Genomic DNA, 20083 nt, shown 5'->3' with positions numbered 1-20083 from the left:
TGGGGTATCGCCAAGCGGTAAGGCACCGGTTTTTGATACCGGCATTCCCTGGTTCGAATCCAGGTACCCCAGCCATAACAAACTGCTTGCAAATCAAAGAAGTAAAAAGTAACATCGGCTACGTAGCTCAGCTGGTTAGAGCACATCACTCATAATGATGGGGTCACAGGTTCAAATCCCGTCGTAGCCACCATAATTGGGGTGTCGCCAAGCGGTAAGGCTCTGGTTTCTGATACCAGCATACCCAGGTTCGAATCCTGGCACCCCAGCCATATTTAGAAAAGCCCGCTTCGGCGGGCTTTTTGCTGTCTGGCGTTCAGCCATCCTTAATAGGCCCAGCCGCCGCTGAGCCCTGTCGGTTACAATCCTAACGCGTACTTCAACGCATGTTCTTTCAGCTTGCCCGCCCGCTGCGCGGCCATCAGCGCCAGATTGCGCGCCACGTTCAGCGGAGCCAGATTATTGCTGAAGGCGGTATAAAATAGATCCATGCCGCTCTGCATCAGCAGATTGTCGGTACGGCGACGGCGCTGATAACGCAGCAGCACCGCCTCGCTGCTCCAGTCCTCTCCCTGCTCCCGCGCCTCGCTCAACACGCTCAGCAAGGCATCCACGTCGCGATATCCCAGATTGACGCCCTGCCCGGCCAGCGGGTTGATGGTATGCGCCGCATCCCCCAGCAGCGCCAACCCCGGCAGCACGTAACGCTGCGCATGACGCCGCGTCAACGGGAACGATCCGGCGGCGTGCACCTTGACCGGGCCCAGCCGCGCTGGAAAAGCGGTGGCGATCTCACGCTCCAGCTGCGCCGGCGGCATCGCCTGCAGTTGGCGAATGCGCTGCGGGCTGTCATACCACACCAGCGATGCCCAGCTGTCGTACAGCGGCAGGAAGGCGCGCGGCCCGGACGGGAAGAAGCGCTGCCAGGTCACATCCTGCTGCGGCGCGCCGGTATCGACGGTGATCAACATGCACGCCTGACGATACTGCCAGCCGTTGGTGCCGATCGCCGCCAGCTTGCGCACCTGCGAGTTGGCGCCATCGGCGCCGATAACCAGCCGCGCCTGCAGCGTTTCACCGCTGTCCAGCGTCAGCTGCCAGGCCTTGTCCGCCCGCTGCAGCGATTGCAGCCTGGCGGGGCACAGCAACGTCAGGTTGGCGCACTGCGCGAACTGCTGCCACAGCGCCAACTGCAGAATACGGTTTTCCACCATAAAGCCCAGCTCCGGCAACCCCAGTGACACCGCGTCGAACGCCACCCGCGACGATGCCCATTCCCAGGTCTCCAGCCGGCGATACGGCGCCGTGCGCATCGCCGTCACGGCCGGCCAGGCGCCGAGCTGTTTCAGCAGCCCCACCGAGGTGCAGCCGATAGCGGAAATGCGCAGATCCGGCGGGCTTTGCGCCTCGAACGCCTGCGGCGCCTGATGTTCCAGCAACGCCACCGACCAGCCCGCCTGCGCCAGCCCGAGGGCCGCCGCCGCGCCGACCATGCCGCCGCCCACTACCACCGCGTCATACCGATTTTGAGATGTCTTCATATTGGCTATGTTTTCTGTGTGAATGCTCGCCATCCCACCCGGCATGGCGTTTTGCGCAGTGTACCGGATTTTCGCTTCGGCTTCAGGTTGCGTGCCATTTTCCCCCGCGCTGGTCACAACGGCGGCAAATGATTACAATACGCGCCCTGCATGTCGCGTAACGCAACTTTCGCTCCGCACTGAGTAATGGCAAGTCAATGACGAAAAAACTACATATCAAAACCTGGGGCTGCCAGATGAATGAGTACGATTCATCGAAAATGGCCGACCTGTTGAACAGCACGCACGGCTTCGAGTGGACCGACAACGCCGAAGAAGCGGACGTGCTGTTGCTGAACACCTGCTCGATCCGCGAAAAAGCGCAGGAGAAAGTTTTCGCCATGCTGGGGCGCTGGCGCTTGCTGAAAGAAAAAAACCCGTCTGTCATCATCGGGGTCGGCGGTTGCGTGGCCTCGCAAGAAGGGGAGCTTATCCGCAGCCGCGCGCCCTGCGTCGACGTGGTATTCGGCCCGCAGACCTTGCACCGCCTGCCGGAAATGATCAACCACGTTCAGGGCACCCGCAGCCCGGTGGTTGATATCAGCTTCCCGGAGATCGAAAAATTCGACCGATTGCCGGAACCGCGCGCCGAAGGCCCGACCGCGTTCGTGTCGATCATGGAAGGCTGCAACAAATACTGCACTTTCTGCGTGGTGCCTTACACTCGCGGTGAAGAAGTGAGCCGCCCGAGCGACGACGTGCTGTTCGAAATCGCCCAGCTGGCGGCGCAGGGCGTGCGCGAGGTCAACCTGCTCGGCCAAAACGTCAACGCTTACCGCGGCGCCACGCATGACGGCGATATCTGCTCGTTCGCCGAACTGCTGCGCCTGGTGGCGGCCATCGACGGCATCGATCGCATTCGCTTCACCACCAGCCACCCGATCGAGTTCACCGACGATATCATCGCGGTGTACGAAGACACGCCGGAGCTGGTCAGCTTCCTGCATCTGCCGGTGCAGAGCGGTTCGGATCGCATCCTGACCATGATGAAACGCGCGCATACCGCGCTGGAGTACAAGGCGATTATCCGCAAGCTGCGCAAGGCGCGCCCGAACATTCAGCTCAGCTCCGATTTCATCGTCGGTTTCCCGGGCGAGAGCCAGGCCGACTTCGAACAGACCATGAACCTGATCGCCGACGTCAACTTCGACGTCAGCTTCAGCTTCATCTATTCGTCGCGCCCGGGCACCCCGGCGGCGGACATGGTTGACGACGTCAGCGAAGAAGAGAAAAAGCAGCGGCTGTACATTCTGCAGGATCGCATCAACCAGCAGGCGCTGCAGTTCAGCCGCCGCATGCTCGGCACCGTCCAGCGCATTCTGGTGGAAGGCACCTCGCGCAAAAGCGTGATGGAACTGGCCGGGCGCACGGAATGCAACCGTGTGGTAAACTTCGAAGGCACGCCTGACATGATCGGCCAGTTTGTCGACGTGGAAATTACCGAGGTGCTGACCAACACCCTGCGTGGCGCAGTGGTGCGCACCGAGCAGCAGATGGATCTGCGCGTACATGAATCCCCGCAGTCGGTGATCGCCCGTACCCGCAAAGAAAACGCGCTGGGCGTCGGCATTTACCAGCCCTGACGCCGCGGCGGCCGCCTTATCGCCGCCCGTTCGCGCTACTCCTTACCGTTTCTCCGCCGGGCGTCCGCGCCCGGTGATGTTCTTTTTTATTTTTTTATTGTTGAAGAGGCGACATAACATGCAACTCCCACACTGCCCGAAGTGCAACTCCGAATACACCTACCAGGACAATGCCCTGTTCATCTGCCCTGAGTGCGCCCATGAGTGGAGCGACAGCGCCCCGGCGGAAGATCAGGACGCGCTGATCGTCAAAGACGCCAACGGCAACCTGCTGGCGGACGGCGACGCGGTCACCGTGATCAAGGACCTGAAGGTCAAAGGCAGTTCCTCGATGCTGAAAATCGGCACCAAGGTGAAAAACATTCGTCTGGTGGAAGGCGATCACAACATCGACTGCAAAATCGACGGTTTCGGCCCGATGAAACTGAAATCCGAATTCGTGAAAAAGAACTGATTCCCAGCGATCTTGTCCTGTGATGACGCGGCGGGCTTTGCGCCCCGCCGCGTTTTTTCCTTGTCTTCCCTTGAATTCCGCCGACGGCGCACAGATAGATCAGCGGTAAACTTGCGCCGTTGCGGCGCACCATGAATAATTCAAGAAAGAGAGTATTCAGGCTCGTCCTGAACGCGCGCGTCCCGGACGCGCTATGTGACATCAACCAGGCCCGATGTGACCTAGAGGAATAGTTTGAACGTCGCAACACAAGAAATTTTGTTAGAGCCCGCAGACAACCAGCGTTTGCTCAGCCTGTGCGGCCCGTTTGATGACAACATCAAGCAACTCGAGCGCCGATTGGGCATCGAAATCAATCGCCGCGACAACCGTTTCAAGCTGGTCGGCAAGAACCTGTGCGTGGTCGCCGCCGCCGATATCCTGCGCCATCTTTACGTGGATACCGCGCCGATTCGCGGCGTGATCCCGGATATCGATCCGGAGCAAATCCATCTGGCGATCAAAGAGAGCCGGGTGCTGGAACAGGTGGCCGACAGCGTGCCGGATTACGGCAAGGCGGTCACCATTAAAACCAAGCGCGGCATGGTGAAACCGCGCACGCCTAACCAGGCGCAATACATCGCCAACATTCTCGATCACGACATCACCTTCGGCATCGGCCCGGCGGGCACCGGCAAAACCTACCTGGCGGTCGCCGCCGCGGTGGATGCGCTGGAACGCCAGGAAATTCGCCGCATTCTGCTGACCCGCCCCGCAGTCGAAGCCGGCGAAAAGCTGGGCTTCCTGCCGGGCGATCTGAGCCAGAAGGTCGATCCTTATCTGCGCCCGCTGTACGACGCCCTGTTCGAAATGCTGGGCTTCGAGCGCGTGGAGAAGCTCATCGAACGCAACGTGATCGAAGTCGCACCGCTGGCCTATATGCGCGGCCGCACGCTGAACGACGCCTTTATCATTCTGGATGAGAGCCAGAACACCACCATCGAACAGATGAAGATGTTCCTGACGCGCATCGGTTTCAACTCGAAGGCGGTCATCACCGGCGACGTCACCCAGATCGACCTGCCGCGCAACCAGAAATCCGGCCTGCGCCACGCGGTGGAAGTGCTGTCGGACGTGGAAGAGCTGAGCTTCAACTTCTTCCACAGCGAAGACGTGGTGCGCCACCCGGTGGTGGCCCGCGTGGTCATCGCCTATGAGGCCTGGGAAGCGGCCGAACAGAAACGCAAAGACGCGATTGCCGAACAACGTAAGCGCGAGGCGCTCGCCGCCTCCGAGCAGGAGACACCATGAGTCAGGTGATTTTGGATCTGCAGATTGCCTGTGAAAGCAGCGACGGCCTGCCGGACGAGGCCACCTTCCAGCGCTGGCTGGAAGGCGTGCTGCCGCAATTTCAGGAAGAGGCCGAGGTGACCGTGCGTCTGGTGGACGAAGCGGAAAGCCACGAGCTGAACCTGACCTACCGCGGTAAAGACAAGCCGACCAACGTGCTCTCTTTCCCGTTCGAAGCCCCGCCGGGCATCGAGCTGCCGCTGCTCGGCGATCTGATCATCTGCCGCCAGGTGGTTGAACAGGAAGCGATTGAGCAAGGCAAGGCGCTGGAGGCCCACTGGGCGCATATGGTTGTCCACGGCAGCCTCCATCTGCTAGGGTATGACCACATCGAAGACGATGAAGCCGAAGAAATGGAGTCTTTGGAAACCGAAATCATGCACGGACTGGGCTATCCTGATCCGTACCTGGCGGAAAAAGACCCCGTCTGACGTCAGCCGTTTACCCTACAGCCCCTCTGCGGGGCTGTCGCTGACGCCCCTTAACTCTGACATGAGTGACAGTAACGAAAACGCCATGAGCGACGACCATTCACAAAGCAATGACAGCCCCAGTCCCAAGAAGGGGTTCTTTACTCTTATCCTTAACCAGTTGTTCCACGGCGAGCCCAAAAACCGTGGCGATCTGGTCGAGCTGATCCGCGATTCCGAACAAAACGACCTGATCGATCCCGATACCCGCGACATGCTGGAAGGCGTGATGGATATCGCCGAACAGCGCGTGCGCGACATCATGATCCCCCGCTCCCAGATGGTGACGCTCAAGCGCAACCAGACGCTGGAAGAGTGCCTGGACGTGATTATCGACTCCGCCCACTCGCGTTTCCCGGTGATCAGCGAAGACAAAGATCACATCGAAGGCATCCTGATGGCCAAGGATCTGCTGCCGTTCATGCGCGCAGATTCCGAGCCGTTCAGCATCGACAAGGTGCTGCGCACCGCGGTGGTGGTGCCGGAAAGCAAGCGCGTCGACCGGATGCTGAAAGAATTCCGCTCCCAGCGCTATCACATGGCGATTGTCATTGACGAATTCGGCGGCGTGTCCGGCCTGGTCACCATCGAAGATATCCTGGAACTGATCGTCGGCGAAATCGAAGACGAATATGACGACGAAGACGATCTGGATATCCGCCAGCTCAGCCGCCACATGTACACCGTGCGCGCGCTGGCCCCGATCGAAGACTTCAACGAAGCCTTCGGCACCCACTTCAGCGATGACGAGGTCGATACCATCGGCGGTCTGGTGATGCAGGCCTTCGGCCACCTGCCGGCGCGCGGGGAAACCATTGAAATCGAAGGTTACCTATTTAAAGTTGCCATGGCCGACAGTCGACGTATCATCCAGGTTCATGTAAAAATTCCGGACGATTCTCCACCACCGAAACTGGAAGATTAAATCCAACATGGCTAAAGCCTCATTACTTGAACGCCAGCGGGTTCGCGCCCTGCTGGCGCTGTTGTCAGGTGCCGGCGGGACGCTGGCGTTCTCGCCCTACGACTTCTGGCCCGCGGCCATCGTCTCCCTGTTCGGCCTGCTGGCCGTTACCCTCAATCGCACCACCAAACAGTCCGCCCTGCTCGGCTTTGTCTGGGGCTTCGGGCTGTTCGGCAGCGGCATCAACTGGGTGTATGTCAGCATCGCCGATTTCGGCGGCATGCCGTTCGCCGTCAACGTCTTCCTGGTGGTGCTGCTCGCCGCTTACCTGTCGCTGTACACCGGACTGTTCGCCGGGCTGCTGACGCGCCTGTGGCCGGCCACCAGTTGGTGGCGGCTGGCCATCGCCGCGCCGGCGCTGTGGCAGGTGACCGAATTCCTGCGCGGCTGGGTGCTGACCGGCTTCCCGTGGCTGCAGTTCGGCTACAGCCAGATCAACGGCCCGCTGAAGGGCATCGCGCCGCTGCTGGGTGTTGACGCCATCACCTTTGTGCTGATGGCCATCGCCGGCCTGCTGGTGTACGCCGTCAATCAACGGCGCCTGTCGGCAGCCGTGATCGCCGCCGCGCTGCTGCTGTTGCCGTGGCCGCTGCGCCAGCTGCAGTGGTTTACCCCGCAGCCGGAGAAAGCGGTGAACGTCGCCATGGTGCAAGGCAACATTCCCCAGTCAATGAAGTGGGATCCGAGCATTCTGCTCAGCACGCTGCAAACCTATCTGGACGAAACCCGCCCCTACATGGGCAAGGCGCCGATCATCATCTGGCCAGAGTCCGCCATCCCTGACTTCGAGCCGCGTCAGAACGGCTTCCTGACCATGATGGATGACCTGATGCGGGCGAAGAACAGCAGCCTGATCACCGGCATCGTCGATGCGCGCGCCACCCCACAAGGCGTGCAGGAATACAACAGCGCCATCGTGCTGGGCGAACCGACGCCGTACAGCTACCCGGCCAAAGATCGCTACAACAAGCATCACCTGGTGCCGTTCGGCGAGTTTGTGCCGCTGGGTGAACTGCTGCGCCCTATCGCGCCGTTCTTCAATCTGCCGATGTCCGGTTTCAGCCGCGGCGACTACGTGCAGCCGCAGCTCAGCGTACGCGGCTACAACCTGACGGCGGCCATCTGTTACGAGATCGTGCTGGGCCAGCAGGTGCGCGATAACTTCCGCCCGGACACCAACTTCCTGCTGACCATCTCCAACGACGCCTGGTTCGGCCACTCCATCGGCCCGTGGCAGCACTTCCAGATGGCGCGCATGCGGGCGCTGGAGCTCGGCCGGCCGCTGCTGCGCAGCACCAATAACGGCGTCACCGCCGCGGTGGATGCCAACGGCGAGGTGATCGCCGAGATCCCGCAGTTTACCCGCCAGGTGCTCGAAGTGAAGGTCACGCCGACCACCGGCGTCACGCCTTATGCGCGCTTCGGCGCCACACCGCTGTGGGTGATTACCCTGCTGCTGGGCGGCTGGGCGCTGATGTTGGGCTTGCGCCGCAAATAATCCTCTTCGCCGGGGCGCGCCCGCCGCGCCCCGCGTTCCCGTCAATATCCCCGCCTCAGTCAGAAAACGTCGTTAAATCAACGCGGCTGGCACACTCCTTGCTTTTATCTATGGCGACATCGCGCGCCGGTTTACTTTTGCTGACGTTTTGTCGCACCTGCGCACATTTTGGGTGCATTAAGCGCACCGCACGGGTGCGCCGACGTTTTGTTGCATTGATTTGGTGCGCGCGGCGTCTCAAAAAATGAAACATTTTAGTTTCAAGGTGTTCACAATCGGTTATTTTTTAACAGCGTTCAGTTCATAAGACTATCTTTATAACTTGAGCAATAAACAGTCGATTTAACCTGACGCTCTTTAGTCAGAGCCACAACAACAGCAAAGGAGTTGGACCATGCAAATGCGTAAATTGGCGTTATCGTTACTGCTGCTCGGTGCGGCAGGTAGCGTGGCGCATGCGGAAGACCTGACCGGTACGCTGAAGAAAATCAAAGACAATGGCGTGATCGTTGTCGGCCACCGCGAATCGTCAGTGCCGTTCTCCTACTACGACAACCAACAAAAAGTTGTGGGCTACTCTCAGGACTACTCCAACCAAATCGTTGAAGCCGTTAAGAAAAAGCTGAATGCGCCGAATCTGCAGGTGAAAATGCTGCCGATTACCTCGCAGAACCGCATCCCGCTGCTGCAAAACGGCACCTATGATTTCGAGTGCGGATCCACCACCAATAACCTCGAGCGCCAGAAACAGGCCGCCTTCTCCGACACCATTTTCGTGGTCGGCACCCGCTTGCTGGTGAAAAAGGGCTCCGACATCAAAGACTTTAAAGACCTGGCCGGCAAACCGGTGGTGGTCACCTCCGGCACCACCTCCGAAGTGCTGCTGAACAAGCTGAACGACAGCGACAAGATGAACATGCGTATCATCAGCGCCAAAGACCACGGCGATTCCTTCCGCACGCTGGAAAGCGGCCGCGCCGTGGCCTTCATGATGGATGATGCCCTGCTGGCGGGCGAACGCGCCAAGGCCAAGAAACCGGATCAGTGGGAAATCATCGGCACGCCGCAGTCGAAAGAGGCCTACGGCTGCATGCTGCGCAAAGACGATCCTGAGTTTAAAAAGCTGGTCGATGACACCATCGCCCAGGCGCAAACCTCCGGTGAAGCGGCCAAGTGGTTTGAGAAATGGTTCAAGCAGCCTATTCCACCGAAAAACCTCAACATGAACTTCGAACTGTCGGACGACATGAAGCAACTGTTCAAAGTGCCAAACGACAAAGCGTTGAACTAAATAGAACAAAAGCCGGCGCGGCCGCCAGGCCAAACCGGCCCAGTTGATGACTGGGACAGACAGGAATGAGGGGGGCCGTTCCCCTCCCTCATTTTCCCCAAGGCGCATCACCGACACCCGTACACAACAAGCCAGCCAGACTGGCCGCGCGGCGATCGGCGCTCATCAAGTCATCAATCTTCGGCGCCCTGCGCCCGTTTATCGGAGTTTGTTATGTCAATAGATTGGAACTGGGGTATCTTCCTGCAGCAGGCCCCGTTTGGGAACACCACTTACCTCGGCTGGATCTGGTCCGGCTTTCAGGTCACGGTGGCCCTCTCCGTCTGTGCCTGGATTATCGCTTTCTTCGTCGGTTCACTGTTCGGTATCTTGCGTACCGTGCCCAACCGCTTTCTTTCCACCCTCGGCACCTGTTACGTCGAACTGTTCCGCAACGTGCCGCTGATCGTGCAATTCTTTACCTGGTATCTGGTGATCCCCGAGCTGCTGCCGGCCAATATCGGCACCTGGTTCAAAACCGAGCTGGATCCCAACGTGCAGTTCTTCGTCTCTTCCATGCTCTGTCTGGGGCTGTTTACCGCCGCCCGCGTTTGCGAACAGGTGCGCGCCGCCATTCAGTCCCTGCCGCGCGGCCAGAAAGCCGCCGGGCTGGCGATGGGCCTGACGCTGCCGCAAACCTACCGCTACGTGCTGCTGCCGAACGCCTACCGGGTGATCGTGCCGCCGATGACCTCGGAAATGCTCAACCTGGTCAAAAACTCCGCCATCGCCTCCACCATCGGGCTGGTGGACATGGCCGCGCAGGCCGGTAAGCTGTTGGATTACTCCGCACACGCCTATGAATCCTTTACCGCCATCACGCTGGCTTATATCGGCATCAACGCCGTTATCATGCTGTTTATGCGTCTGGTCGAAAAGAAAGTGCAGTTGCCTGGCAACCTGGGGAGTAAATAATGTACGAATTTGACTGGGCGTCGATCGTCCCAAGCTTCCCTTATCTGCTGCAAGGCATGGTGATCACGCTGAAGATCACCGTGACCGCCATCGTGGTCGGCATCCTGTGGGGCACCGTGCTGGCGGTGATGCGTCTGTCGCCGTTCAAGCCGATAAGCTGGTTCGCCACCCTGTACGTCAACCTGTTCCGTTCGGTGCCGCTGGTGATGGTGCTGCTGTGGTTCTATCTGGTGGTTCCAAGCTTATTACAACAGGTTCTAGGGCTGTCGCCGAAAACCGATATTCGCCTGATCTCGGCTATGGTAGCCTTTTCCCTGTTTGAAGCGGCCTATTACTCGGAAATCATCCGCGCCGGTATCATCAGCATCTCGCGTGGCCAATCCTCCGCCGCGCTGGCGCTGGGCATGACCCACTGGCAGTCCATGCGGCTGGTGATCCTGCCGCAGGCGTTCCGCGCCATGGTGCCACTGCTGCTGACCCAGGGCATCGTACTGTTCCAGGATACCTCGCTGGTTTACGTACTGAGCCTGGCCGACTTCTTCCGCACCGCGTCGACCATCGGCGAACGCGACGGCACCCAGGTTGAAATGATCCTGTTCGCCGGTTTTGTCTATTTTGTTATCAGCCTCGCCGCCTCTGCGCTGGTAAGCTATTTGAAGAAAAGGACTGTTTGATGATATCCCTGAAAAATGTTTCCAAGTGGTACGGTCACTTCCAAGTGTTGACCGATTGCACCACCGAAGTGAAAAAAGGCGAAGTGGTCGTCGTCTGCGGTCCTTCAGGTTCCGGCAAATCCACCCTGATTAAAACCGTCAACGGCCTGGAGCCGATCCAGCAGGGAAGCATCCTGGTGAACGGCACCTCGGTCAACGACAAGAAAACCAACCTGGCGCAGCTGCGTGCCAAAGTCGGCATGGTGTTCCAACACTTTGAGCTGTTCCCGCACCTGTCCATTATCGACAACCTGACGCTGGCGCAGGTGAAAGTGCTCAAGCGCGATAAGACCGCCTCACGCGAGAAGGGCCTGAAGCTGCTTGAACGCGTCGGCCTCTCCGCCCATGCCAACAAGTTCCCCGGCCAGCTGTCCGGCGGCCAGCAGCAGCGCGTCGCCATCGCCCGCGCACTGTGCATGGATCCTATCGCCATGCTGTTCGATGAACCGACCTCGGCGCTCGATCCGGAAATGATCAACGAAGTGCTGGACGTGATGGTCGAACTGGCGAACGAAGGCATGACCATGATGGTGGTAACCCACGAAATGGGCTTCGCCCGCAAGGTGGCGAATCGGGTAATCTTTATGGACGAAGGCAAAATCGTCGAAGACCGCAACAAAGACGATTTCTTCAACAACCCCGAGTCCGATCGCGCCAAGGACTTCCTGGCCAAGATCCTGCACTAAACGCTCTCGATGCGCCCCGCCAGGGGCGCATCTTTTCTCCCGGCACTAAAAGCGCTTGTTTCTCCCCGGTTTTGATCCGATGCTCGCTGGATAACAAACAGAGGAGAAAGAACATGCCCCGCCCTATTATCATCGATTGCGATCCCGGCCTCGACGACGCCATCGCGCTGGCCATGGCGCTGCGTTCGCCGGAGCTGGACGTCAAAGCCATTACCACCTCCGCCGGCAACCAGACGCCGGAGAAAACCCTGCATAATGCGCTGGGCCTGCTGACCCTGATGCAGCGCGAGGACATCCCGGTCGCCGCCGGCGCCGGCGGCCCGCTGATGCGCGAGCTGGTGATCGCCGACTATGTCCACGGCAAAACCGGCATGGGCAACACCCACCTGCCGACGCCGACCCTCAAACCCGATCCCCGCGGCGCCGTCGAGCTGATCGCCGACCTGCTGCGCGCCAGCCCACAGCCGATAACCCTGGTGGTGACCGGCCCGATGACCAATATCGCCCTGCTACTGGCCCAGCATGCCGAGTTGAAAAGCCGCATCGAGCGCATCGTATTCATGGGCGGCGGCATGAACGCCGGCAATACCACGCCGGTGGCGGAGTTCAACATCTTCGTCGATCCCGAAGCCGCCGAAATGGTGCTGAAATCCGGCGTGCCGCTGACCATGGCCGGGCTGAACGTCACCCATCAGGCACTGGTGTTGCCGCAGGATATCGAGCGCATTCGTCAGATAGACAATCCGGTCGCGCAGGCGGTCGCGGAGATGCTCGATTTTTATCTGCCGCTGTACCTCAGCCATCCGCGCGGCCTGCCCGGCGCAGCGATGCACGATCCCTGCACCATCGCCTGGCTGCTGGCGCCACAGCTGTTTACCGGCGTTGAACGCTGGGTCGGCGTGGAGACCAAAGGGGAATACACCGTCGGCATGACGGTAGTGGACTATTTCCAGCAAACCGGCAACGCGGCCAACGTGGAAGTGCTGACCGGCATCAACCGCGAGGGCTTTATCGATCTGCTGGCCGAGCGCGTAGCGCGTTATTGATCCTATCGGGGCGCGCTCGCGCCCCTCATTCAACTTTTTTGATTTAACTCAGCGAATTTTTGCGCTATCACTGTTCATGGCTTGCCTCTACCATGCATTTACACCGACTGACATCGTTACCGATTAGCCTTCGCCTGGAGATAAGCCAATGAGCCGCGTACTGGTCCTGAAATCAAGCATTCTGGGTGAATATTCCCAGTCTGGAAAATTAGTCGATTTTTTTGTTGAACAATGGCGTGAAACTCACCCTGAAGACACGTTTACCGTGCGTGATTTGGCCAACCCAACGCTGCCGGAGCTGGATGGTGAAGTGATGGCCGGCTTTACCGCCGGCGACAAACCGCTGACGCCGCATCAGCAAAGCACCCTGGCGCTGTCCGATGAGCTGATTGCCGAGCTGAAATCGCACGACACGCTGATCATCAGCGCCCCGATGTACAACTTCAACATCCCGACGCAGCTGAAGATCTACTTCGATCTTATCGCCCGCGCCGGCCAGACGTTCCGCTATACCTCCGCTGGCGCCGAAGGGCTGGTGACGGGCAAGAAAGCGATCGTCATCTCCAGCCGCGGTGGCATCCACGCCGACACGCCGACGGATCTGATCACGCCGTACGTGAAGTTGTTCCTGGGCTTTATCGGCATCACCGACGTTGAATTCGTGCTGGCGGAAGGCTTCGCCTATGGCCCGGAAGCGGCGGAGAAAGCCGCCCAGGACAGCCGCATCGCAGTCGTGCAGAAAATCCCGGCCGGCGTCGCCGTACCGGCCAGCGCACCGGCGCAGGCGGACGTTGCCCCGGCAACCGTCAGCGGCGGTTTCCTGAGCAACCTGCTGAAGAAACTGTTCCGTTAAACGCCGGCCTTAGCGTTCCCCGCCCTGGCGGGGAACGTCATCAAGGTTCAAACGGCCGGCGCTGGAACTGGTCGTGACCGCATTTCGGGCAGAGCGGCAGCACCTCCGGCGTGTAAAACGCCAAATGGTAGTGACACTGCTCGCACACCAGATTGCCCAGCCCCACCACTTCACCGCTGTGGTAAACGCCGTGGTGGCTGACATCCTTGAACACCTCGCGCCACTCCAGCTGGGTTTTGTCGGTGATATCCGCCAGTTCCTGCCACAGGCTCTCTTTGATCACGCGCATAAACACGCTGTCGGTAAACTCGTCCCGGCTCTCCTGATAGCTGCGAGCGAACTCCTCCAGATCGCGCCGCACCGCCTGCGTCACCTGCCGCACTTCGTCGCGGGTCAAATCTTCGGCCTCGTTCAAGCGCCGCTCCGCGCTGGCCACCAGTTCATCGATATCGCGTTCGCCGTTTTTCAGGCGTTCGCTCAGCGATGCCACCAATTCGCGGTAATACTGAGCAACCTTGTTCATAGACTCTCCTCAATAAACGCTGCGCCGGACTTGGCTGTAGGGATCCCCCCTAAGCTACTTGTTCTTATTTTAGCCGTAAATGACTGATGTCACTTGGCAAGACGCGGGATCCGCAGGTTGTGAGCCGCGTCATGACGGCGTTTTTTTTAAATGCGCCGAGTCAGGCGCTTGGAGTTGTTGCCGGGAGGTCTTATCAGCTATGCTATGCGGATCTACGAATACTAAATGTTCATTGCGTTGCCTCTGACCGGGGCAACGGTTTACACCAACAGGACCACCGGCCGCCATGCAAGAGCAATACCGTCCAGAAGACATAGAATCGAACGTACAGCTTCACTGGCAAGAGAAGCAGACTTTCAAAGTTACCGAAGACGACAGCAAGGAAAAGTACTACTGCCTATCCATGCTGCCTTACCCGTCCGGCCGACTGCACATGGGCCACGTTCGTAACTACACTATCGGCGACGTGATCTCGCGCTATCAGCGCATGCTGGGCAAAAACGTACTGCAGCCGATCGGCTGGGATGCGTTCGGCCTGCCGGCGGAAGGCGCAGCGGTGAAAAACAACACCGCGCCGGCCCCGTGGACCTACGACAACATCGAATACATGAAGAACCAGCTGAAACTGCTGGGCTTCGGCTACGACTGGGATCGCGAAATCGCCACCTGCCAGCCGGAATACTACCGCTGGGAACAGTGGTTCTTCACCAAGCTGTATGAAAAAGGCCTGGTCTACAAGAAGACTTCGGCGGTGAACTGGTGTCCGCACGATCTGACCGTGCTGGCCAACGAACAGGTTATCGACGGCTGCTGCTGGCGCTGCGACACCAAGGTCGAACGTAAAGAGATCCCGCAGTGGTTCATCAAAATCACCGCTTACGCCGATCAGCTGCTGAACGATCTGGACACGCTTGAAAGCTGGCCGGAGCAGGTGAAAACCATGCAGCGCAACTGGATTGGCCGCTCCGAAGGCGTGGAAATCACCTTCGACGTGGCGGACAGCGAAGAGAAGCTGACGGTTTACACCACCCGCCCGGACACCTTCATGGGCGCCACCTACGTGGCGGTCGCCGCGGGCCACCCGCTGGCGCAACAGGGCGCGCGCAACAACCCGGCGCTGACCGAGTTCATCGACGAATGCCGCAACACCAAAGTGGCCGAAGCAGAAATGGCGACGATGGAGAAGAAAGGCATGCCGACCGGCCTGTTCGTGGTCCACCCGCTGAGCGGCGAGAAGCTGCCGGTGTGGGTCGCCAACTTCGTGCTGATGGAATACGGCACCGGCGCCGTGATGGCAGTACCGGCGCACGACCAGCGCGACTGGGAATTCGCCACCAAATATGATTTGCCGATCAAACCGGTGATCCTGAACCTCGACGGCAGCCAGCCTGACGTGAGCGCCGAAGCGATGACCGACAAAGGCGCGCTGTTCAACTCCGGCGAGTTCGACGGTCTGGACAATGAAGCGGGCTTCAACGCCATCGCCGACAAACTGGTCGCCAAGGGCGTAGGCCAGCGTAAGGTTAACTACCGTCTGCGCGACTGGGGTGTCTCCCGCCAGCGTTACTGGGGCGCGCCAATCCCGATGGTGACGCTGGAAGACGGCACCGTAATGCCGACGCCGGAAGACCAGCTGCCGGTGATCCTGCCGGAAGACGTGGTCATGGACGGCATCACCAGCCCGATCAAGGCCGACCCTGAGTGGGCGAAAACCACCGTCGACGGCCAGCCGGCGCTGCGCGAAACCGACACCTTCGACACCTTTATGGAGTCCTCCTGGTACTACGCACGCTACACCTGCCCGCAGTATGACCAGGGCATGCTGGATCCGGCCGCCGCCAACTACTGGCTGCCGGTCGATCAATATATCGGCGGCATCGAGCACGCCATCATGCACCTGATGTACTTCCGCTTCTTCCACAAGCTGATGCGCGATGCGGGCCTGGTGGATTCCGATGAGCCGGCCAAGCGCCTGCTGTGTCAGGGCATGGTGCTGGCCGACGCCTTCTACTACACCGGCAACAGCGGCGAGCGCGTCTGGGTATCCCCGGTTGACGCCACCGTCGAGCGCGACGACAAGGGCCGCATCATCAAGGCTACGGATCCGCAAGGCCGTGAACTGGTCTATGCTGGCATGAGCAAAATGTCGAAGTCGAAGAACAACGGCATCGACCCGCAGGAGATGGTGGAAAAATACGGCGCGGACACCGTGCGTCTGTTCATGATGTTCGCTTCACCGGCAGAAATGACGCTGGAGTGGCAGGAATCCGGCGTGGAAGGGGCTAACCGCTTCCTGAAACGCGTGTGGAAACTGGCCTACGATCACGTGGAAAAAGGCGCGGTGCAGCCGCTGGACGTGGCGTCGCTGAACGAAGAGCAGAAAGCGCTGCGCCGCGATCTGCACAAAACCATCGCCAAAGTGACCGACGATATCGGCCGCCGTCAGACCTTCAACACCGCAATCGCCGCCGTGATGGAGCTGATGAACAAGCTGGCCCGCGCGCCGCAGGAGAGCGAGCAGGATCGCGCGCTGCTGCAAGAAGCGCTGCTGGCCGTGGTGCGCATGCTGTATCCGTTCACCCCTCACGTGTGCTTCACCCTGTGGCAGGCGCTGGGCGGCGAAGGCGACGTGGACACCGCGCCATGGCCGGTTGCCGACGAACAGGCGATGGTCGAGGACTCCAAGCTGGTGGTGGTGCAAGTGAACGGCAAGGTTCGCGCTAAAATCACCGTATCTGCCGATGCGACCGAAGAGCAAGTGCGCGCGCGCGCTGCCGAAGAGCATCTGGTGGCTAAATATCTGGACGGCGTCACGATTCGCAAAGTGATTTACGTTCCGGGCAAACTGCTTAACCTGGTTGTGGGTTAACACAAGGAGGAGTTGTGCGACAACGTATTCTGACGCTGTTGCTGGGGTTGGCGGTGTTGGTCACCGCCGGCTGCGGTTTTCACCTGCGTGGCACCACGCAGGTGCCTAATGAAATGAAAACGCTGATCCTGGACAGTTCGGATCCTTACGGGCCATTGACGCGAGCGGTGCGTGAGCAGCTGCGTTTGAACGCCGTGACCATCGTCAGCGATCCGAAGCGTAAAGACGTGCCTTCCCTGCGCATCGTCGGCGCGACGGAAAGCCAGGATACCGCCTCGATCTTCCAGGACGGTAAAACCGCCGAGTACCAGCTGGTGCTGACCGTGCAGGCGCAGGTGCTGCTCCCGGGCCACGACCTGTATCCGCTGTCGGTGAAAGTGTTCCGTTCGTTCTTCGACAACCCGCTGACCGCGCTGGCCAAGGACTCCGAGCAGGAGATCATTCGCCAGGAAATGCGTGAGCAGGCGGCGCAGCAACTGGTGCGTAAACTGCTGACCGTGCATGCGGCGGAAGAAGAGAACCGGCAGAAAGCCGCTGCCGTCGGCGAACGAGCGGCAAGCCAAACCGCACAATGATCCGCATTTATCCGGAACAACTTGCCGCGCAGCTCCGAGAGGGGCTGCGCGCTTGTTATTTATTGAGCGGCAATGAACCGCTGCTGCTGCAGGAAAGCCAGGATTTACTCCGGCAGGCCGCGCAACAGCAGCAGTTCAGCGAGCACTACAGCATTTCCCTCGACGCCCATACTGACTGGGACGCCATCTTCGGCATCTGCCAGGCGATGAGCCTGTTCGCCAGCCGCCAGACGCTGCTGCTGATCTTCCCGGAAAACGGCCCGACGGCGCCGATCGGTGAGCAGTTGAGCAAACTCGCCACGCTGCTGCACGAGGATATTCTGCTGATCCTGCGCGGCCCGCGCCTCACCAAAGCGCAGGAAAACAGCGCCTGGTTCAAGGCGCTCAGCCCGCACGGCGCTCTCGTCAGTTGCCAGACGCCTGAACAGGCGCAGCTGCCACGCTGGGTCGCCGCGCGCGCCAAAGCGATGAAGCTGGAGTTGGACGACGCTGCCAATCAGCTGCTGTGTTACTGCTACGAAGGCAACCTGCTGGCGCTGTCGCAGGCGCTGGAGCGGCTGTCGCTGCTGCACCCGGACGGCAAGCTCACCCTGCCGCGCGTCGAGCAGGCGGTGAACGACGCCGCCCACTTCACGCCGTTCCACTGGCTGGATGCCCTGCTGGCCGGCAAGAGCAAGCGCGCCTGGCATATCTTGCAGCAGTTGCAGCAAGAGGACGTGGAGCCGGTGATCCTGCTGCGCACCCTGCAGCGCGAACTGCTGCTGCTGCTGACGCTGCAGCGCCGCATGGCGTCTGCGCCGCTGCGCTCGCTGTTCGATCAGCACAAGGTCTGGCAGAACCGCCGCCCGTTGGTGACCCAGGCGTTGCAACGCCTGTCCGGCCCCCAGCTGCAGCAGGCGGTACAGCTGCTGACGCAAATCGAGCTGACCCTCAAGCAGGACTATGGCCAGTCGGTCTGGCCGGAACTGGAAACCCTGTCGATGCTGCTGTGCGGCAAACCCCTGGCCACGAGTTTTAGCGATGCCCACTAACCCGGAACACCCCACCGTTTTGCACGCGCTGTTCGGCGGCACCTTTGATCCGATCCACTATGGCCACCTGCGGCCGGTGGAGGCGCTGGCCGCCGAAGTGGGCCTGAATCGCGTCACGCTGCTGCCTAACCATGTGCCGCCGCACCGCCCGCAGCCGGAGGCCAATGCGCAACAGCGCCTGAAGATGGTCGAGCTGGCGATCGCCGGCAACCCGCTGTTTGCGGTCGACGATCGCGAACTGCACCGCACCACGCCCTCCTACACCATCGAGACGTTGGAAACGATTCGTAAAGAGCGTGGCGCCGCCCAGCCGCTGGCGTTTATTATTGGCCAGGACTCGCTGCTGACGCTGCATAAGTGGCACCGCTGGCAGGCGCTGTTGGACGTCTGCCACCTGCTGGTGCTGGCGCGCCCGGGCTATAACGATCGCATGGACACGCCGGAACTGCAGCAGTGGCTGGAACGCCATCGCACCGCCGACCCGGCGCTGCTCAGCCGTCGCCCGCACGGCTATATCTATCTGGCCGATACGCCGGAGCTGGAAATTTCCGCCACCGAGATCCGCCAGCGCCGCCATCAGGGCCTCAACTGCGACGACCTGCTGCCGCGCCCGGTGCAGCGCTATATCGAGTTGCAGGGTTTATATCGCTAGTGAAAGGTGCGTGATATACTGCGCCGCTATTTTTCAGGTATCCGCTGAAAACCCCGGAAACCTTAGCTGGCCGGGCAGTCACCAGTTAGCTGGCTTTCAGCGGCAGCCTGCCGAAACCATTATCCGGTTACGCCGCGGCGCGCGCATTTTGCCCGCCGCAGCCGACTGAACAGAACACACCCGAGGGGGAACCTTTGCAAGGTAAAGCGCTCCAAGATTTCGTCATCGATAAAATCGATGATCTGAAAGGCCAAGACATTGTCGCTCTGGACGTCCAGGGCAAATCCAGCATCACCGATTGCATGATCATCTGCACCGGCACCTCAACGCGCCACGTGATGTCGATCGCCAGCCACGTGGTGCAGGAATCCCGCGCCGCGGGCATGGAGCTGTACGGCATGAAAGGCCAGGAAGCCTCCGACTGGATCGTGGTCGATCTGGGCGAAGTGATCGTACACGTGATGCAGGAAGAAAGCCGTCGCCTGTACGAGCTGGAAAAACTCTGGAGCTAAGCGGTGAAACTGCAATTGGTGGCGGTCGGCACCAAAATGCCAGACTGGGTGCAAACCGGCTTTATGGATTACCTGCACCGCTTTCCCAAAGATATGCCGTTTGAGCTGACCGAGATCCCGGCCGGCAAACGCGGCAAAAATGCCGACATCAAGCGCATTCTGGACAAGGAAGGCGAACAGATGCTGGCGGCGGTGGGCAAAGGCAACCGCATCGTTACGCTGGATATCCCAGGCACGCCGTGGGAAACGCCGCAGCTGGCGCAGCAGCTTGAGCGCTGGAAGCAGGATGGCCGCAATGTCAGCTTGCTGATCGGCGGCCCGGAAGGGCTGGCGCCCGCCTGCAAAGCCGCTGCCGAGCAGAGCTGGTCGCTTTCTCCGTTGACGCTGCCGCATCCTTTGGTGCGCGTCCTGGTGGCCGAAAGCCTCTACCGCGCCTGGAGTATTACAACAAATCATCCTTACCACCGGGAATAGCCGGTGGTGACCGTGACAGAGTGAAA

The 20083-nt window shown here is 60.1% G+C and carries 20 protein-coding genes and 3 tRNA genes; 21 read left to right on the top strand and 2 right to left on the bottom strand.

Going from position 1 to position 20083, the window contains the following annotated elements:
- From AC2CGI_RS19600 to AC2CGI_RS19590, 3 genes are all read left to right on the top strand, one after another.
- A tRNA-Gln gene (locus AC2CGI_RS19600) sits at positions 1 to 75 on the top strand.
- 41 nt (positions 76 to 116) lie between these two features.
- Positions 117 to 193 (top strand) — tRNA-Met (locus tag AC2CGI_RS19595).
- Between the two features lie 4 nt (positions 194 to 197).
- Positions 198 to 272: transfer RNA gene (locus AC2CGI_RS19590), tRNA-Gln, on the top strand.
- Between the two features lie 87 nt (positions 273 to 359).
- Here AC2CGI_RS19590 and ubiF read toward each other — a convergent pair.
- Positions 360 to 1541, bottom strand: a complete 1182-nt coding sequence (ubiF, locus tag AC2CGI_RS19585) for a 3-demethoxyubiquinol 3-hydroxylase (RefSeq protein WP_021504618.1) — start codon at positions 1539 to 1541, stop codon at positions 360 to 362.
- A gap of 197 nt (positions 1542 to 1738) precedes the next feature.
- Between ubiF and miaB the strand changes: the two genes are divergently transcribed.
- The 12 genes from miaB (at position 1739) to AC2CGI_RS19525 (ending at position 13421) form a co-directional block, all read left to right on the top strand.
- Positions 1739 to 3163, top strand: coding sequence for a tRNA (N6-isopentenyl adenosine(37)-C2)-methylthiotransferase MiaB (miaB, locus tag AC2CGI_RS19580; RefSeq protein ID WP_004939964.1), 1425 nt, complete (start codon positions 1739 to 1741; stop codon positions 3161 to 3163).
- A gap of 118 nt (positions 3164 to 3281) precedes the next feature.
- The gene (locus AC2CGI_RS19575) at positions 3282 to 3617 is read left to right on the top strand and encodes a zinc ribbon domain-containing protein YjdM (RefSeq protein ID WP_004939967.1); all 336 of its coding nucleotides are present in this window, start codon (positions 3282 to 3284) and stop codon (positions 3615 to 3617) included.
- A 234-nt stretch (positions 3618 to 3851) separates the two neighbouring features.
- Entirely contained in the window at positions 3852 to 4907 is a 1056-nt protein-coding gene (locus AC2CGI_RS19570; protein WP_004939969.1) for a PhoH family protein, read from the top strand.
- The gene (gene ybeY, locus AC2CGI_RS19565; protein WP_004939970.1) at positions 4904 to 5377 is read left to right on the top strand and encodes an rRNA maturation RNase YbeY; all 474 of its coding nucleotides are present in this window, start codon (positions 4904 to 4906) and stop codon (positions 5375 to 5377) included. Before AC2CGI_RS19570 ends, ybeY begins: the two co-directional genes overlap by 4 nt.
- Positions 5378 to 5462: 85 nt before the next feature.
- On the top strand, positions 5463 to 6341 hold the full coding sequence (gene corC, locus AC2CGI_RS19560; protein ID WP_004939973.1) for a CNNM family magnesium/cobalt transport protein CorC: 879 nt from the start codon (positions 5463 to 5465) through the stop codon (positions 6339 to 6341).
- A 7-nt stretch (positions 6342 to 6348) separates the two neighbouring features.
- Positions 6349 to 7878 (top strand): apolipoprotein N-acyltransferase, encoded by a 1530-nt coding sequence (gene lnt / locus AC2CGI_RS19555; RefSeq protein WP_015376946.1) that lies wholly within the window; start codon positions 6349 to 6351, stop codon positions 7876 to 7878.
- A gap of 394 nt (positions 7879 to 8272) precedes the next feature.
- The gene (locus AC2CGI_RS19550; protein WP_076740488.1) at positions 8273 to 9169 is read left to right on the top strand and encodes an amino acid ABC transporter substrate-binding protein; all 897 of its coding nucleotides are present in this window, start codon (positions 8273 to 8275) and stop codon (positions 9167 to 9169) included.
- A 213-nt stretch (positions 9170 to 9382) separates the two neighbouring features.
- Positions 9383 to 10123, top strand: coding sequence for an amino acid ABC transporter permease (locus tag AC2CGI_RS19545; RefSeq protein WP_004939979.1), 741 nt, complete (start codon positions 9383 to 9385; stop codon positions 10121 to 10123).
- On the top strand, positions 10123 to 10797 hold the full coding sequence (gltK, locus tag AC2CGI_RS19540; RefSeq protein ID WP_004939982.1) for a glutamate/aspartate ABC transporter permease GltK: 675 nt from the start codon (positions 10123 to 10125) through the stop codon (positions 10795 to 10797). The genes AC2CGI_RS19545 and gltK overlap by 1 nt, the downstream gene beginning before the upstream one ends.
- Positions 10797 to 11522 (top strand): amino acid ABC transporter ATP-binding protein, encoded by a 726-nt coding sequence (locus AC2CGI_RS19535; RefSeq protein ID WP_015376944.1) that lies wholly within the window; start codon positions 10797 to 10799, stop codon positions 11520 to 11522. Before gltK ends, AC2CGI_RS19535 begins: the two co-directional genes overlap by 1 nt.
- 113 nt (positions 11523 to 11635) lie before the next feature.
- Positions 11636 to 12568, top strand: coding sequence for a pyrimidine-specific ribonucleoside hydrolase RihA (gene rihA / locus AC2CGI_RS19530; RefSeq protein WP_015376943.1), 933 nt, complete (start codon positions 11636 to 11638; stop codon positions 12566 to 12568).
- 148 nt (positions 12569 to 12716) lie between these two features.
- Positions 12717 to 13421, top strand: a complete 705-nt coding sequence (locus AC2CGI_RS19525) for an FMN-dependent NADH-azoreductase (RefSeq protein ID WP_015376942.1) — start codon at positions 12717 to 12719, stop codon at positions 13419 to 13421.
- Between the two features lie 40 nt (positions 13422 to 13461).
- Here the strand turns inward: AC2CGI_RS19525 and AC2CGI_RS19520 are convergent, their stop codons facing one another.
- Positions 13462 to 13944: a zinc ribbon-containing protein gene (locus AC2CGI_RS19520; RefSeq protein WP_004939988.1), complete on the bottom strand. Its 483-nt coding sequence runs from the start codon at positions 13942 to 13944 to the stop codon at positions 13462 to 13464.
- Positions 13945 to 14230: 286 nt separating this feature from the next.
- Between AC2CGI_RS19520 and leuS the strand changes: the two genes are divergently transcribed.
- From leuS to rlmH, 6 genes are all read left to right on the top strand, one after another.
- Entirely contained in the window at positions 14231 to 16813 is a 2583-nt protein-coding gene (gene leuS / locus AC2CGI_RS19515; RefSeq protein WP_015376941.1) for a leucine--tRNA ligase, read from the top strand.
- A 14-nt stretch (positions 16814 to 16827) separates the two neighbouring features.
- A complete protein-coding gene (gene lptE, locus AC2CGI_RS19510; protein ID WP_049242706.1) occupies positions 16828 to 17388 on the top strand; it encodes an LPS assembly lipoprotein LptE in 561 nt (186 codons plus the stop codon).
- Positions 17385 to 18419: a DNA polymerase III subunit delta gene (holA, locus tag AC2CGI_RS19505; protein ID WP_015376939.1), complete on the top strand. Its 1035-nt coding sequence runs from the start codon at positions 17385 to 17387 to the stop codon at positions 18417 to 18419. Before lptE ends, holA begins: the two co-directional genes overlap by 4 nt.
- The gene (gene nadD, locus AC2CGI_RS19500; RefSeq protein WP_076740489.1) at positions 18409 to 19071 is read left to right on the top strand and encodes a nicotinate-nucleotide adenylyltransferase; all 663 of its coding nucleotides are present in this window, start codon (positions 18409 to 18411) and stop codon (positions 19069 to 19071) included. The genes holA and nadD overlap by 11 nt, the downstream gene beginning before the upstream one ends.
- 194 nt (positions 19072 to 19265) lie before the next feature.
- Positions 19266 to 19583: a ribosome silencing factor gene (gene rsfS / locus AC2CGI_RS19495; protein WP_015376937.1), complete on the top strand. Its 318-nt coding sequence runs from the start codon at positions 19266 to 19268 to the stop codon at positions 19581 to 19583.
- A gap of 3 nt (positions 19584 to 19586) precedes the next feature.
- Positions 19587 to 20057, top strand: coding sequence for a 23S rRNA (pseudouridine(1915)-N(3))-methyltransferase RlmH (gene rlmH, locus AC2CGI_RS19490; protein WP_004940002.1), 471 nt, complete (start codon positions 19587 to 19589; stop codon positions 20055 to 20057).
- The last annotated feature ends 26 nt before the right edge of the window (positions 20058 to 20083 follow it).

It is taken from the genome of Serratia sp. LSHTC3 (assembly GCF_057197125.1).
Note: the sequence above shows the minus strand (reverse complement) of the source record. Positions and strands in the feature narration are given on the sequence as shown.